This is a genomic window from Cupriavidus basilensis OR16, assembly GCF_000243095.1.
GTDB classification, from domain to species: Bacteria; Pseudomonadota; Gammaproteobacteria; order Burkholderiales; family Burkholderiaceae; genus Cupriavidus; species Cupriavidus basilensis_D.
In genome coordinates, this window is the sequence record NZ_AHJE01000136.1 from 1 (window position 1) to 15,381 (window position 15,381).

At 66.1% G+C, this 15,381-nt stretch carries 13 protein-coding genes, 2 pseudogenes and 1 riboswitch; of the genes and pseudogenes, 5 read left to right on the forward strand and 10 right to left on the reverse strand.

The window, feature by feature from the left end; genetic code table 11:
- The 4 genes from OR16_RS34970 to OR16_RS34985 form a co-directional block, all read right to left on the reverse strand.
- A partial coding sequence (locus tag OR16_RS34970) for an MFS transporter (RefSeq protein WP_006163619.1) occupies positions 1–730 on the reverse strand: 730 nt, incomplete at its 3' end.
- Between the two features lie 115 nt (positions 731–845).
- Complete coding sequence (locus OR16_RS34975; protein WP_006163621.1) at positions 846–2,417, reverse strand: benzoate-CoA ligase family protein; 1,572 nt, start codon at positions 2,415–2,417, stop codon at positions 846–848.
- 64 nt (positions 2,418–2,481) lie between these two features.
- Positions 2,482–4,026: a 3,4-dehydroadipyl-CoA semialdehyde dehydrogenase gene (locus tag OR16_RS34980; protein ID WP_006163623.1), complete on the reverse strand. Its 1,545-nt coding sequence runs from the start codon at positions 4,024–4,026 to the stop codon at positions 2,482–2,484.
- A 10-nt stretch (positions 4,027–4,036) separates the two neighbouring features.
- Positions 4,037–4,501 (reverse strand): DUF4863 family protein, encoded by a 465-nt coding sequence (locus OR16_RS34985; RefSeq protein WP_006163624.1) that lies wholly within the window; start codon positions 4,499–4,501, stop codon positions 4,037–4,039.
- 89 nt (positions 4,502–4,590) lie between these two features.
- Here OR16_RS34985 and OR16_RS34990 point away from each other — a divergent pair, with 89 nt between their 5' ends.
- The 4 genes and pseudogenes from OR16_RS34990 to boxA form a co-directional block, all read left to right on the forward strand.
- A complete protein-coding gene (locus OR16_RS34990; RefSeq protein WP_043422338.1) occupies positions 4,591–5,565 on the forward strand; it encodes a helix-turn-helix transcriptional regulator in 975 nt (324 codons plus the stop codon).
- 117 nt (positions 5,566–5,682) lie between these two features.
- Positions 5,683–7,342: pseudogene (gene boxC / locus OR16_RS34995) on the forward strand (2,3-epoxybenzoyl-CoA dihydrolase).
- A gap of 105 nt (positions 7,343–7,447) precedes the next feature.
- Positions 7,448–8,875, forward strand: coding sequence for a benzoyl-CoA 2,3-epoxidase subunit BoxB (boxB, locus tag OR16_RS35000; protein ID WP_006163628.1), 1,428 nt, complete (start codon positions 7,448–7,450; stop codon positions 8,873–8,875).
- A 122-nt stretch (positions 8,876–8,997) separates the two neighbouring features.
- Positions 8,998–9,813: pseudogene (gene boxA / locus OR16_RS35005) on the forward strand (benzoyl-CoA 2,3-epoxidase subunit BoxA); the annotation flags it as partial.
- A gap of 51 nt (positions 9,814–9,864) precedes the next feature.
- Here the strand turns inward: boxA and OR16_RS35010 are convergent.
- From OR16_RS35010 to OR16_RS35025, 5 genes are all read right to left on the reverse strand, one after another.
- On the reverse strand, positions 9,865–10,377 hold the full coding sequence (locus tag OR16_RS35010; RefSeq protein ID WP_006163630.1) for a 6,7-dimethyl-8-ribityllumazine synthase: 513 nt from the start codon (positions 10,375–10,377) through the stop codon (positions 9,865–9,867).
- Between the two features lie 88 nt (positions 10,378–10,465).
- A riboswitch (FMN riboswitch) is annotated at positions 10,466–10,629 on the reverse strand.
- Positions 10,630–10,733: 104 nt separating this feature from the next.
- Entirely contained in the window at positions 10,734–11,219 is a 486-nt protein-coding gene (locus OR16_RS45000) for an MmgE/PrpD family protein (RefSeq protein WP_202801119.1), read from the reverse strand.
- A gap of 12 nt (positions 11,220–11,231) precedes the next feature.
- Complete coding sequence (locus tag OR16_RS45005) at positions 11,232–11,849, reverse strand: MmgE/PrpD family protein (RefSeq protein WP_050983200.1); 618 nt, start codon at positions 11,847–11,849, stop codon at positions 11,232–11,234.
- A gap of 127 nt (positions 11,850–11,976) precedes the next feature.
- Entirely contained in the window at positions 11,977–12,921 is a 945-nt protein-coding gene (locus tag OR16_RS35020) for an SDR family oxidoreductase (protein ID WP_006163632.1), read from the reverse strand.
- Between the two features lie 7 nt (positions 12,922–12,928).
- On the reverse strand, positions 12,929–14,017 hold the full coding sequence (locus OR16_RS35025; RefSeq protein WP_006163634.1) for an MBL fold metallo-hydrolase: 1,089 nt from the start codon (positions 14,015–14,017) through the stop codon (positions 12,929–12,931).
- A 167-nt stretch (positions 14,018–14,184) separates the two neighbouring features.
- Here OR16_RS35025 and OR16_RS35030 point away from each other — a divergent pair, with 167 nt between their 5' ends.
- Entirely contained in the window at positions 14,185–14,892 is a 708-nt protein-coding gene (locus OR16_RS35030; RefSeq protein WP_006163638.1) for a TetR/AcrR family transcriptional regulator, read from the forward strand.
- Here the strand turns inward: OR16_RS35030 and OR16_RS35035 are convergent.
- The gene (locus OR16_RS35035; RefSeq protein WP_043422341.1) at positions 14,871–15,308 is read right to left on the reverse strand and encodes a hypothetical protein; all 438 of its coding nucleotides are present in this window, start codon (positions 15,306–15,308) and stop codon (positions 14,871–14,873) included. The two genes, OR16_RS35030 and OR16_RS35035, sit on opposite strands and share 22 nt — an antisense overlap.
- Positions 15,309–15,381: the final 73 nt, after the last annotated feature.

The window sequence follows — 15,381 nt, forward strand, 5'->3', positions numbered from 1 at the left end:
CGATGGGCGCGTCGCCGGCCTTGTCGCCGGCAGGCAGCGCGAACTGGTCGCCTGGCTGGGGCTGGTAGCCTGGCTCCAGGCGGGAGGCGATGTGCTTGAGTGCGTCGATCTGGCCCGATTTGATCAGGAAGGGCATGGACTCCGGCAAGGATTTCAGGATGACCGGGATCAGCAGTGCCGGCAGGCTGGCGGCGAGGAAGACCGATTGCCACCCGTAGCTTTCAATCATGCCTTTGCCGAGCAGGGCGGCCAGCATGCCGCCGACCGAGTAGCCGCTGAACATCAGCGTGACCATGGTCCCGCGAATCTTGCGCGGGGAGTATTCGGTCATCTGCGCCACCACGTTCGGCATGACGCCGCCGATGCCCAGGCCCGCCAGGAAGCGCGTCACGCTGAACGTCACGGGATCGCTGGTGAAGCCGGCCGCGGCGGTGAAGACGCTGAACAGCAGGATGCAGATGGCGATGGCGCGGCGCCTTCCGATACGGTCGGCCACGGTGCCCATGAAGATCGCGCCGAACATCATGCCGAACAGCGCGGCGCTGACCATGAAGCCGGCACTGGTGGCGTCCACGCCCATGCTCTTCATGATCGATGGCAGCGCAATGCCGACCACGGCCAGGTCATAGCCGTCGAAGATGATGATCAGTGCGCACCAGAGCAGCACCAGTCCGTGAAAGCGATTGAAGCGCGCCTCGTCGGCGAGCTTGTGGACATCGATCTGTCGCATTGGTTGTCTCCTTGTGTATTTTTTAGTGGTTTGCACCCCTCCCCAGCCTTGGAGGAGGGGGAGTGGCAGTGGGCGTGGCAGTCTTCGCCATGGCGAACGGTTTTGGCCTCTCCACTCAGGCCGGCTCGCCTTCCAGTTCGCGCAGCCTGAAGCGCTGGATCTTGCCCGTGGCCGTCTTGGGCAGCGCAGGCACGAACTCGATCATGCGCGGGTATTTGTAGGGCGCGAGCCGTTCCTTGACGAAGGCCTTGAGCTCCGCCTCGCTGACCTGCGCGCCGGCCTTGCGGACCACGAACGCCTTGGTCTTGGTGAGGCCAGCCTGGTCGGGCACGCCGATCACAGCGGCTTCGAGCACCGAGGGGTGCTGGGCCAGCGTGGCTTCCACTTCGAACGGCGAGACATAGATGCCGCTGACCTTGAGCATGTCGTCGCTGCGTCCGGCGTAGCTGTAGCTGCCGTCGGCGTTGCGCACGTACTTGTCGCCGCTCTTGGTCCAGCCGCCGCGGAAGGTCTCGCGGGATTTCTCCCGGTTGCCCCAGTACATCAGCGCCGCGCTCGGCCCCTGGATATAGAGGTCGCCCACTTCGCCGTCGGGCACGGCGTGGCCGTCTTCGTCGCGCAGTTCCACCGCGTAGCCCGGCACCGGCCAGCCCGTGGTGCCGTAGCGAACCTGCCCGGGGCGGTTGGACAGGAAGATATGCAGCATTTCCGTGGAACCGATGCCGTCGATGATTTCGCAACCGAAATGCGCGGTGAAACGTTCGCCCAGGTCAGCGGGCAAGGCCTCGCCGGCGGAGGAGCACAGGCGCAGCGAGACCTGCTCGCGCGTGGGCAACCCGGGCGCGTCGAGCATGCCAGCGTAGCCGGTCGGCGCGCCGAAGAACACGGTCGGCTGATGGTCCAGCCAGCGCCTGAACGTGGCCTCGGGGGTTGGCCGCTCGGCCATCAGCACGACTGTGGCACCCACGCTCAGCGGGAAGGTCAGGGCGTTGCCGAGCCCATAGGCAAAGTAGAGCTTGGCCGCGGAGAAGCAGATGTCGGCCTCGCCCAGCGACAGTACGGGCTTGGCATAGAGCTCAGCGGTCCAGTACGCATTGCCCTGGCTGTGCAGCACGCCTTTAGGGCGCCCGGTGGAACCTGACGAATAGAGCCAGAAGCCGGGATCGTCGGGGCCGGTGCTGGCGGGCGCGGATAGTGGCGCGTGGCGGCCGATCAGCGCATCGAGCGCGACCATGCCATCGGCGAGCGGGCTGGTTGGCTGGGAGACGATCACCGTGCTGGCTTCGTGCCCACCCTGGGCGAAAGCTTGCTGCAGCACCGGCAACAACGCGCCCGATACCAGCACGGCCTGCGCGCGGCTGTGCTGCAGCATATAGGCGTAGTCGTCGGCGGTGAGCAGTGTGTTGACTGCCACGGGCACGATGCCCGCATACATCGCGCCGAGGAAGCACACCGGCCAGTCATTGCCATCGTGCATCATCAGCAGCACGCGCTCTTCGCGGTGGATGCCGCGGGCCAGCAGCGCGGCGGCAACGCGGCGGATGCGCTCGGCCAGCTCGCCGTAGCGCATCGCGCCGTGGTCGTCGATGTAGGCAATCTTGGCGGGCCGCTGCGCGTTGCACGCAATCAGGTGCTGGGCAAGGTTGAACGGCGTGCCGGGCGGCTGCACTTGTGGTTCGGCTGTCATCTTTGTCTCCCCGTATCGATGGATCGATGGATCGATGTTTTGGTGGGTTTGCCGTAGCGGTGCTTTAAAGCTGCGCCAGCACGCTGGTGCTCGCCTGCACAGCACTGCGCCGGTGATAGAAATTCAGCGCGCGCAAGCCGCCCAGTTCCTCGCCGCCGCCGGCGCGCCCGGGCCCGCCGTGCAGCGATTGCGGCATGACATTGCCGTGGCCGGTATGCAGTTGCGCCACCTCAGGGGAGATCACGTGGACGCGGCCGTGGCTGTCGGCCAGCGCCACCGCGGCTTTGGCCAGCGCATCGGCGTCGCTGCCGTACAGCGATGCCACCAGCGAGCCCTGGCCCCGGCGCACCAGTGCTAGCGCGTGGGCGCCGTCGCGGTAGGGCACCAGCGTTGCCACGGGGCCGAACACCTCGGTGTCGTGCACGCGATCGGCAGCGTCGGCATGGCGTGCGCCCAGCAGCGTGGGCCCGATGCAGCAGGCCACGGCCGGATCGGCATCGACCAGCGCGTGCGTCGCGCCGTCGTGCAGCACCTCGGCCTGCGCGCGCAAATAACCCAGCCCTTCGCGCACCGATGCGAGCTGCGCCCGGCTGACCAGCGCGCCCATGCGCACTGCTTCATGGCGCGGATTGCCCACGGGGACCCTGGCCAGCCGCGCGCCGATGGCGTCGGCTGCGGCGCCATACAGCGCTTCGGGCACGAAGATGCGGCGGATGGCCGTGCATTTCTGCCCGGACTTGACGGTCATCTCCCGCGCGGCTTCCCTGGCCAGCAGGTCGAACGCTTCGCTGCCGGCGGCCTCGCCGGGCAGCAGCAGGGCCGAGTTGACGCTGTCGGCCTCGATATTGACGCGCACCGAGCGTTGCGTGACCGCCGTATGCGAGCGGATCAGCGCGGCGGTCTCGGCCGAGCCGGTGAAGGAGACCACATCGAACGGCTGCAACTGGTCCAGCAGCCCGGCCGCGCTGCCGCATACCACCGACAGCGCGCCAGGTGGCAGCACGCCCGCGTCCACCACGTCCCTGACCATGCGCTGGGTCAGCCAGGCGGTGGCCGTCGCAGGCTTCACGATCACGGGCACGCCCGCCAGCAGCGCCGGTGCGGCCTTTTCCCACAAGCCCCAACTCGGGAAGTTGAACGCGTTGATCAAGAGTGCCAGGCCGCGCGTGGGCACCAGCACGTGTTGCGACTGGAATAGCGGATCCTTGCCCAGCCGCGCGGCATCGCCGTCGATCAGGTAGCGCCGGTCGCCCAGCGCGTCGCCGAGCTTGGCGTAGGTGCCAAGCGTGAAGATGCCGCCATCGATGTCCACCGCGGAATCGTTGTGCACGGTGCCGCTGTTGGCGATGGCGATCTCGTAATAGGCATCGCGGTTGGCCTGCAGGATCTTGACGATGGCACCCAGCATGGCGGCGCGCTCGCGGTAGGCCATGGCGCGCAGCGCGGCGCCGCCTTGCTCGCGCGCGAAGGCGAAGCCGGCGCCAAGGTCGAGCCCGGTGGCGTCCACGCGTACCAGGGCATCGCCCAGTACCGGGTCGGCCAGCGTCGCGCCGGCACCGGAGCCGGCTTGCCAGCGGCCGCCGAGATAGTTGGAGAGCAGTTCGGTCATGGCGTGGGGCTCAGCGGGTGAAGTCGATGCGCCCTTCGGGCAGCAGGTAAAGCACGAGCGCGCGGCCATGGCTGACGGTGGGCCTGTGCGCGCTGCCCGGCGGGCAGACCAGCCAGCCGGCGGGGCGGCCGTCGAACTCGGCGGTGGCGTCGATCGGCACGATCAGGTCGATCTCCCCATTGGGATGCGTGTGATGCGGCCCGGCGATGTCTTGCATGTCGACCACGTCGACGGAGAAGCCGTGGAGATCCTCGGCCGGCTTGAAGACGCGGCCATAACGGATGCCGCCGCCTTCGCGGTCGCACAGCCAGCCCTCGGCCACGCCGGCCTGGCAGGCCGCCTTGAGTTCGCTGTAAGTGGCGCTGCCTGCGCCATGCTCGGCGTTGAGCCAGGCATCCAGGGCGGCATCGAGTGGGCGGCCGGCGATGCGGGCCGTGAGCCGCGCAATCTGCTCGCGGAATTCGGTGGGGGACATGGAAGGGGCTCCGTTAGACTCAGCCGGGTTGCATACCCGCGCTTCATGCATTATTGTGCATGTGTGAAACATAGGGCCACCAAGAAACCATGTCAAGCACTATATTGCATGTTACCGGGTTAACTCGGGCGCCCGCGGACGAGCAGGACGCCGATGCCACACCAGGCAACAGTAGCGCCACGGAAGCCGGCGGGGTGGAGAAAAACGCCTTTCTCGTCGCATTGGGCGAGCGTGTGCGTGAGCTGCGCGCTCGCCGGGGCCTGACCCGCAAGGCCACGGCACTGGCCGCCGGGGTTTCGGAGCGGCACCTGGCCAACCTGGAATACGGCAGCGGCAACGCCTCCATCCTGGTGCTGCTGCAGATCGCCTCGGCGCTGCACTGCTCGCTGGCCGAGCTACTTGGCGACGTGTCCACCTCATCGCCGGAGTGGCTGCTGATCCGGGAGCTACTGGAGCACCGCGACGAAGGCACGCTGCGCCGCGTGCGCATTGCCGTGGGCGAGATGCTTGGCACGGGCGGCGGCAACGCCGCGCGCAGCCCGCGCGTGGCGCTGATCGGGCTGCGCGGCGCCGGCAAGTCCACGCTGGGCGGCATGCTGGCCGAGGACCTGGGCTTTCCCTTTGTGGAACTCAGCCGCGAGATCGAGAAGTTCGCCGGCTGCAGCATCTCGGAAATCCAGGGCCTGTACGGCATGAACGCTTACCGCCGCTACGAGCGGCGCGCGCTGGAGGAAGCCATCCAGATCTATCCGGAAGCGGTGATCGCCACGCCTGGCGGCCTGGTGTCGGACCCCGCCACCTTCAACCTGCTGCTGGCCCATTGCACCACGGTGTGGCTGCAGGCCAGCCCGGAAGATCACATGAACCGCGTGCGCGCCCAGGGCGACTTCCGCCCGATGGCCGCCAGCAAGGAGGCCATGGAAGACCTGCGCCATATCCTGGCCGGCCGTGCGGCCTTCTATTCCAAGGCGGAGTTCAGCGTCGACACCAGCGCCGAGCCGCTGGAACCCACCTTCCTGGCGCTGCGCGAGCGGGTCCGCTACGCACTGCAACTGCCGCTCTGATCCTTCGACGGGTAGATGCACAATATTGCTTGACTGAGTTTTAGTGTATGAACTATAGTTCCTTCACTAACACCCGAACCATGCACTATCGTGCTGCATTGCTGAGGAGACACCGCCATGACTACCGCCCCCCGCGTCGAATACCAGACTGACCCATCCCAGTACAAGCACCTCAAGCTGACCTTCGACGGCCCCATTGCCACGCTGGCGGTAGACATCGATGAGAACGCCGGCCTGCGCCCCGGCTACAAGCTCAAGCTCAACAGCTACGACCTCGGCGTCGACATCGAGCTGAACGATGCGGTCAACCGCATCCGCTTCGAGCATCCCGACGGTGCGCACCGTCGTGGTCACCAGCGGCAAGGACAAGGTGTTCTGCTCCGGCGCCAATATCTTCATGCTGGGTGTCTCCAGCCATTCCTGGAAGGTGAACTTCTGCAAGTTCACCAACGAGACGCGCAACGGGCTGGAAGACTCCTCCAAGCATAGCGGCCTGAAGTTCCTCGCCGCGGTCAATGGCGCCTGCGCCGGCGGTGGCTACGAGCTGGCGCTCGCCTGCGACGAGATCATCCTTGTCGACGACCGCTCTTCCGCCGTGAGCTTGCCCGAAGTGCCGTTGCTGGGCGTGCTGCCTGGCACTGGCGGCCTGACCCGCGTGACCGACAAGCGCCATGTCCGCCACGATCTCGCGGACATCTTCTGCACCACCACCGAAGGGGTGCGTGGACAGCGCGCCAAGGACTGGCGCCTGGTGGACGACATTGCCAAGCCCGCCGTGTTTGCCCAGAAAGTGCAGGAGCGCGCCCAGGCCCTGGCCGCGCAGAGCGACCGCCCGGCGAACGCCAGCGGCGTGGCGCTGACCCCGCTCGCGCGCACCCTGGAAGCCGACGCGCTGCGCTACACCCACGTCACCGTCGAGATCGAACGCGCGGGGCGCAAGGCCACCTTCACCGTGAAGGGCCCGTCCGCCACGCAGCCGGCGAGCGTTGCCGCCATCGCCGAGGCCGGCGCCGCCTGGTACCCGCTGCAACTGGCGCGCGAACTGGAAGACGCCATCCTGTCGATGCGCACCAACGAGCTGGATATCGGCACCTGGCTGATCAAGACCGAAGGCGACGCCGCCAACGTGCTGGCCATGGACGCCACGCTGCTGGCCAACCAGGATCACTGGCTGGTGCGCGAGACCATCGGCCTGCTGCGCCGCACGTTCTCCCGCCTGGATGTGTCCTCGCGCAGCCTGTTCGCGCTGATCGAGCCGGGCTCCTGCTTTGCCGGCACCTTCCTTGAACTGGCGCTGGCGTGCGATCGCAGCTACCACCTGGCGCTGCCGGACGACGAGGCGCGCGCGCCGAAGATCACCGTGGCCGAGACCAATTTCGGGCTGTACCCGATGGCGACCGGGCAGAGCCGCCTGGGACGGCGCTTCTACGACGAGCAACCGGCGCTGGATGCGGTGCGCGCCAAGGCCGGCCAGCCGCTGGACGCCGATGCCGCGTTCGCGGTGGGCCTGGTTACCGCCAACCCGGACGACATCGACTGGACCGATGAAGTGCGCATCGCGCTGGAAGAGCGCGCGGCCATGTCGCCGGATGCGCTCACCGGCATGGAAGCCAACCTGCGCTTCAACGGCCAGGAAAACATGTTCACCCGCATCTTCGGGCGGCTCACCGCCTGGCAGAACTGGATCTTCCAGCGCCCCAACGCCGTGGGCGAGAAGGGCGCGCTCAAGGTCTATGGCAAGGGCGACAAGGCCGCGTTCGACTGGAACCGCGTCTGACCTGACATTGCCGATATCACACTCGAATCGCACTCGAATCGCACTCGAAGCCGAAGCAGAACCCGAACACGCCGCAGCCAACGCATAGCCAGCCCGGAGACCATGATGTCCAGCATCAACTACAGCGACAAGATCCCCAACAACGTCAACCTCAGCGAAGACCGCACGCTGCAGCGCGCGCTCGAGCAATGGCAGCCCAACTACCTGAGCTGGTGGAACGACATGGGCCCGGACGGCTCGCAGGATTCCGATATCTACCTGCGCACCGCGATCAGCGTCGACCCGCAGGGCTGGGCGCACTTCGGCCACGTGAAGATGCCGGACTATCGCTGGGGCATTTTCCTCAATCCCGCCGAGGCCAACCGCAAGATCCACTTCGGCGACCACAAGGGTGAAGACGCCTGGCAGGACGTGCCCGGCGAATACCGCGCCAACCTGCGCCGCATCATCGTCACGCAGGGCGATACGGAACCCGCATCGGTGGAGCAGCAGCGCCACCTCGGCCTGACCGCGCCGAGCATGTACGACCTGCGCAACCTGTACCAGGTCAACGTGGAGGAAGGCCGCCACCTGTGGGCCATGGTCTACCTGCTGCACAAGTATTTCGGCCGCGACGGCCGCGAAGAAGGCGAAGCCCTGCTGGAGCGCCGCAGCGGCCAGCAAGACAACCCGCGCATCCTGCAGGCGTTCAATGAACAGACGCCGGACTGGCTGTCGTTCTTCATGTTCACCTATTTCACCGACCGCGACGGCAAGTTCCAGTTGTGCGCGCTGGCCGAGAGCTCGTTCGATCCGCTCGCCCGCACCACCAAGTTCATGCTGACCGAGGAAGCGCACCACATGTTCGTTGGCGAGAGCGGCGTGTCGCGCGTGATCCAGCGGACCTGCCAGGTGATGAACGAGCTCAAGACCGACGACCCAGCCCGCTTGCGCGCTGCCGGCGTGATCGACCTGCCGACCATCCAGCGCTACCTGAACTTCCACTACAGCGTGACCATCGACCTGTTCGGCGCGGACGAATCCAGCAACGCCGCCACCTTCTACAGCACCGGCCTCAAGGGCCGCTATGAAGAAGGCAAGCGAGCCGACGACCACGTGCTCAAGGGCCAGACCTACAAGGTCCTGCAGGCCAGCGGCGGCAAGCTGATCGAAAAGGAAGTGCCGATGCTCAACGCGCTCAACGAAGTGCTGCGAGACGACTACATCAAGGACAGCGTGGCTGGCGTGGAGCGCTGGAACCGCGTGATCGACAAGGCTGGCATTCCCGTGCGCCTGACCGTCCCGCACAAAGCCTTCCACCGCAATATCGGCGCGCTCTCCGGCGTGAAGATCTCGCCGGATGGCCGGGTCATCTCGGACGCGGAATGGAAGGCCAACGTCGACCAGTGGCTGCCCAGCGAGACCGACCGCGCCTATGTGGCCAGCCTGATGGGCCGCGTGGTCGAGCCCGGCAAGTTCGCCGGCTGGATCGCGCCGCCGGTGATGGGCATCAACCGCCAGCCGGTGGATTTCGAGTACGTGCGTTTCAACTGAGCACCGCGATTCGAAAGCCGAATATCGAATATCGCAAGAAGGCAGGGGCCCGGTGGACTCCTGCGGCAAAAGGCCCCGGCCACAGGGGGCGCATCACCCCCGGAGTTCGCCATGGACATGCCGTCACCGCCACCGTGGCCGGCAATGTGCGCGTCACCGCGGTCGGGCGCGACTACGATACGCACCATATCGTGCTGGACTTCGGCAACGCGCCGTTTCCGGTGCTGGAAGGCCAATCGATCGGCGTCGTGCCGCCGGGCGTGGACGCCAGCGGCCGCCAGCACCATGCGCGCCAGTATTCCCTTGCCAGCCCGCGCAATGGCGAGCGGCCGGGCTACAACAATATCTCGCTCACCATCAAGCGCGTGCTGGAAGACCACCAGGGCAACCCGGTGCGCGGCGTGGCATCGAACTATATGTGCGACCTCCAGGTGGGCGACAAGGTGGAGGTGATCGGGCCGTTTGGCGCGAGCTTCCTCATGCCCAACCACCCGCGCTCCAATATCGTCATGATCTGCACGGGTACCGGCAGCGCGCCGATGCGCGCGATGACGGAATGGCGCCGGCGGCTGCGCAAGTCCGGCAAGTTCGAGGGCGGCAAGCTGATGCTGTTCTTCGGCGCGCGCACGCAGGAGGAGCTGCCTTACTTCGGCCCGTTGCAGAGCTTGCCCAAGGACTTTATCGATACCAACTTTGCCTTCTCGCGCACCCCGGGGCAGCCCAAGCGCTATGTGCAGGACGTGATGCGCGAGCGCGCCGCCGATCTCGGGCCGCTGCTGGCGGACCCGAATACCTGCTTCTACGTCTGCGGGCTGAAGAGCATGGAGGAGGGCGTGGTGCTGGCCTTGCGGGACGTGGCGCAGCAAGCGGGTTTATCGTGGGACACGGTGGGCGCCGCGCTCAGGAAGGATGGGCGGCTGCACCTAGAGACGTACTGATTTTTGAGGATGCGGGCCGCGCCTCCGAGCGCTAGCGCGGGCCCGATCCGGTCACGCCGCCAGCTTGCTCAGGCTTTCCACCGTCTTGATGCAGGCCTGCGCCGCCTCGCGGCCCTTCACAACGAAGTGCTCGCTGAAAAACTTGCGGTGGTCCTCGTGATCGTGGAAGCTCTTCGGCGTCAGCACCGCTGATAGCACCGGCACTTGCGTATCGAGCTGCACGCGCATCAGGCCGCCGATGACGGCATCCGCGACAAACTCATGGCGGTAGATGCCGCCATCGACGACAAAGCCGGACGCCACGATCGCCGCATAGCGCCCGGTGTCCGCCAGCTTGCGCGCATGCAGCGGAATCTCGAACGCGCCAGGCACTTCGATGACATCCACCGCCGTGCGCGATACGCCGCGCGCGGCCATTTCCGCGAGGAAGGCGTCGCGGGCCTGATGGACGATGTCGGCATGCCATTGCGCGTGGATAAACGCAAAGCGCCAGGCCGGATTGACGGGGGTGGTGGTTTGGAGGTCGCGGTGGTCGCGCTGGACCGGAGAAACTAACTGATTCATGGTCTTCTTCAAGAAGAGTGGGTTACCAGAATCAGGGCGCACGAGTTTAGTCCCCCGGCGCCGGGAGACGGGGCGGGGAACAGAAACATCGCGCTCTCTTTCATCCGGACTATGACCGTCGGCTTCGGAGTGACACCGAATCTGCTGACCCCGGCTCTCGGAGACTGCGAGGAGAACCGGGCGCTCGCGGGCTTATGCGAAAGAATCGCCATCACCGCCGGTGGGGACTTTCACCCCGCCCTGAGAACGCTGATGCAGGCACGAAGCCTGCAACGCGGCAATGATACACCTTGATGCGATTGTGAGTCGGGCGTGGCTCGCACGGATCGCGCCACGCTCCCGGCTGGGGCCGCGCGTTACTCGAAAGGGCTTTTCACTGGGGGCGCCAGCAGGGCAAGCAACTCGCGCACGTCGTCCACCTGCTCCAGGTTCGTCACCATCGCCTGGATCGCGGCTTGCCGTTGGGTGTCAATCAAGCCGTCGGTCAGCGCACGATACTTTGCCGACACTTGCGCATTGGATTGCGGCGACTCGATCGCCCGGGACATCTGGCGATTGACCTCGATGCGCTGCCCGTCGGTAAACGTCACCGCCAGGCGCACCCGCCCGCGCCCGCGTTGCCCACCGGCATCAAACTCGGGATCGTGCCTGACGGCGATGCGCGGCAGCAGCGCCCAGACATCGTCGGCGTCGATGCGCGAGGGCGCGAACTGTGGCACCAGCGCTGCGCCATCCAGCACCGCGACCGCCAGCGCATAGCCGATGTTCATCTGGGCGCCGATCGGCGTCAGCGGCCGCTCGGGGACCCACCAGCCATGGTGGTAGTTTGCACATCGCCTCATATTGCGCGGCCATCAGGCCGCCGACTGCGTGCCCGCAAGTCCCAGCGCATCCTCGAAACGTCCCGCATCGAGCTTGAGCAGCTTGCCCACCGCCGCCGCCGCCGCATGTGTGCCGAACACCGAGCCGGAGTGCCACCCGCGCGACAGCATCTGCCCGCCGTGCAGCGCCATGCCGACTCTCGGCCCGACTTCGTAGCCAGCCAGCGCTGCCTCCAGGAAGCGCGAGCCGCTGATGCGCTCGTCCCCTTCGGCCGCCGCCCACAGCGCAGGCAGCACCAGCGATGCGCTATGCAGCGGACCTAACGGGTGATAGTCGTCCAGCTCAAAGCCCTGGATGAAGGTGCCGTTGAGCAGGGCCGCACCCGGGGCGCTGGTGCCCACGCCCCAGCCCACGATGGTGTTGGTACCCCGGCCTTCGGTCTTGCGCACGATCTCGGCCGCCGTGCGCGACCACGGCAGCTGCGCGCCCACGATGGCGCAGGCGATGCCGTCGAGCGTCAGTGCCTTGGCGCGCTCGCGCGCGGCTGCGCTCGCCTGTTCCAGCTTGAAACCGGCGAGCCATAGCGCTAGCCGGCCGGTCGGGCCTGCAGGGTCGGTCGGGGCGAGGTGGGTGGAGTTCTGATCGGGCATGGCGGACTTGGCGGGTTGCTTGGGTTGAACTGCACAGCTGACCGGCAGGCGACAGCTGGCACCTTGTTGTTATGTGATTATATTCTAATAACAAGTGGTTCTGACTTGCAAGCGATTGTTCAAGCGTTCAAGACGGAATCCGCTCCCGCTCCGGCGCCCATTGTGCGCCGGTCAGCGCGCTTGAACGCTCCCACAACCGCGCCGCTACCTCCCTATCCATGGCTTGCGGCATGATCTTCGCGCGCGCCGGCGCGCCCTTCATTTCCGAGAACCCGTCAGGACCGTAGTAGGCCGCGGCGCGTGCTTCGGGCGAGGTCGCCGCCAGCAAGGTCGGCAATGCGCCTTGCGCTGCGCCTTGGCTGAAGAACGGCGCGAGCAGCCGGGAGAGGACCCCCAACATGCCGTTGGTTCCCGGGCCGTTGGTCATCAGATCGGTGCGTGCCCAGCCCGGATGCGCGGCATTGCTCAGCAGGCCCCAGCCATTGGCATCGCTGCGCCGTTGCAGCTCCAGCGCGAACATCAACATGGCGAGCTTCGATTGCGCGTAGGCCTTCCAGGGTTTGTAGGCCCGGCCGCCCTGGAGGTCGTCGAGGTCGATCCGTCCGTGCCGGTGCGCCATGCTGCTCAGGCTGACGACGCGCGAGTGTGGCGCACCGTGCAACAGCGGCAGCAATTGCGCGGTAAGCGCAAAGTGCCCGAGATAGTTTGTCCCGAGTTGCATCTCGAAGCCGTCGGCCGTTACGTGCCGCCTCGCCAGCGCCATGACGCCCGCGTTGTTGACCAGTATGTCAATGCGGCGCCCTTCGTCGAGCAGCCGACGCGAGAAGTCCGCGACGCTCGCGAGGCTGGCAAGGTCCAGCAACTCGAACCGCAGCGTAGCCCTGGGATGCGCCGCGTGGATGCGGCGCACTGCCTCCTGCCCCTTGGCCGCATTGCGCCCGGCCAGGATCACATCGGCTCCCGCACCCGCCAGCGCGAGTGCGGTTTCGAAGCCCAGGCCGCCGGTGGCGCCGGTGACAACGGCGCGTTTGCCGGCCTGCGGGGGGATGTGCGTGGTGGTCCAGGTGGCCATGGTTTTCTCAAGGTTGTTCGTTGACGATGCGCGTATTCGCGGCTGGCGCAGGTTTGGTGTTGCGGTGCGTTTTCACCTCCAGCCACCAGCGATCCGCGCGGTGTGCCTGCCGGATGCTGACGGCCTCGCCCATGCGCGGGGTGCTGACGGGGACGCCGCGCGCGGCCGCCAGCGCGACGATGCGGTCGAAGGGCTCGTGCCAGGCATGCATCGCCAGGTCAAAGGTGCCGTTGTGGATCGGCAGCAGGCAGTGGCCGTTCAGGTCGATATGGGCCTGCAGGGTCTGCTCCGGCTGCATGTGCACGGCCGGCCAGTTCACGTCGTAGGCGCCGGTCTCCATCAGCGTGAGATCAAAGGGGCCGTAGCGTTCGCCGATGCGCTTGAAGCCGTCGAAGTAGCCCGTGTCACCACTGAAGAACACACGCAGATCCGCGTGCTGAATGACCCACGACGCCCACAGCGTGCGGTTGCCATCGAACGGCGTGCGCCCGGAAAAGTGCTGCGCCGGCGTGGCGGCAAAGCGGACGCCTTCAACCTCGGTGGTCTGCCACCAGTCGAGTTGGCGCACCTTGGCCGGGTCGATTCCCCAGTCGATCAGGCGGTCGCCCACGCCGAGCGGCGTCAGGAAGTGCTCGACCTTTCCCGCCAGCGCCAGGATGGCCGCGCGGTCCAGGTGGTCGTAGTGATCATGCGAAAGAATCACCGCCTTGATCGGCGGCAACGCGTCGATGCCAATCGGCGGCTGGTGGAAGCGCTGCGGCCCGGCCCACTGCACCGGCGAGGCACGCTCGCTAAAGACCGGGTCGGTAATCCAGAATGCATTGCCCAGCTTGAGCAGCACGGTCGAATGCCCAAGGCGGAACACCGTATTGTCCGGCGCGGCGAGCAGGTCGGCCTGGGTCAGCGTTTGCACCGGCACGGGGCCGGCGGGCTGGGTATTCGCGGGTTTGTCGAAGAAAAAACGCCAGGCGATGCCCAGTGTCTTGAGCAAGCCGCCCTTTGGCGGCCCGGCCAGGGCGCGTTCCTGGCTCGCGCGCGATTCCGGCGACTGGATGTGGCTTTTGCTGCTGGCGGGGCGGAGCGAAGGATTGGTCATGATGGCAATCAGAGTCCCAGGAGGCAGGGCAGGCAGCGAGGGGCCGCTTCATCGACAAGCGATGTCTGCACAAGTTGCACTGTACAGTGTAGTTTCCATTTTCAGAAAAGTAAACTTATCGGTGTAAAATTGCAGCTTGTCTTGACGCCAAGGAATCCAGGAACCCCATGTCTGCTCCCGCCCAACGCCTGACGGATCGCAAGCGCGAAGCCATCATTCAGGCCGCCATCGCCGAGTTCCGCGACAACGGATTCGAAGTCACCAGCATGGACAAGGTCGCCGCCCGGGCGGAGGTATCGAAGCGCACGGTCTACAACCACTTTGCCAGCAAGGATGAGCTGTTTGCCGAGATCCTTTCCCAGTTGTGGGAGAGCAGCCAGGGTGAGCGGGAACTGGCCTACTCCAGCAAGCAGCCGGTGGACGCGCAGTTGCGCGAGCTGATGCGCCTGAAGATGAACATGCTCAACAACGCCAGCTTCATGGACCTGGCGCGGGTGGCCATCGCCGAGACCATCCACTCGCCCGAGCGGGCGCGGGAAATGGTCGCTAGGCTGGGCGAGCGGGAAGAGGGCATCAACGTGTGGATACGCGCGGCCCAGGCCGACGGAAAGCTCAAGGCGGTCGATCCCGCCTTTGCCGCCTGTCAGTTGCAGACCCTGGTCAAGGCGTTTGCGTTCTGGCCGCAGATCACCATGGGGCAGCCGCCGCTGGATGAAGCGATGCAGCGGCATGTGGTGGATTCAGCGGTTGCGATGTTTCTTGCCACGTATCGGCTCCGCCAACGACAAGCTTCCCTAGGGCACGGGGCTCATATACAGGAACACAGGAACCTCTTGTTCCGTCGATCCGGAAGTCAGCCAAAGCAGCCCTGGTAATACTGCTCGGCACGCAGCGCATCGACGTGCTCGCGGTAGCGATCGGCGCGGCTCCAGTACTCCGTCTCGTTCATCGCGCGTTCAGTCGCACGCACCCGGTAGTCGAGAATCAGGCACTGGTTCAGGCTGAGGTTTTGTGACCGCAGGTTCCATTCCTTGTCCCGTTCCCGCTGCGCCCTGACCAGCTCCGCTGTCTGCGTGCGAATACGCGAGTAAGCCTGATCCGCCCGAAGGGTTTTTGCGACGTTGGGCACGGTGAACAGGTGGCCCCGCATGGTGCCGGTGACATTCATGTAGCCGGCCGGGCAGGACGCCGACGTGTAGAGGACTTCACCCCCACTCAAGCATTTGGTGACGGCCTGCGACAGGCCGCTGGCGGCCAGCAGCGCCACCATCACCGCAAGTTGTCTGGACATGGCAGTGACCTCGTCGAATCACGATGAAATCAATGTAGCGTAGATCAGCGCGGATGCTAGCCGGTCGCGCAGC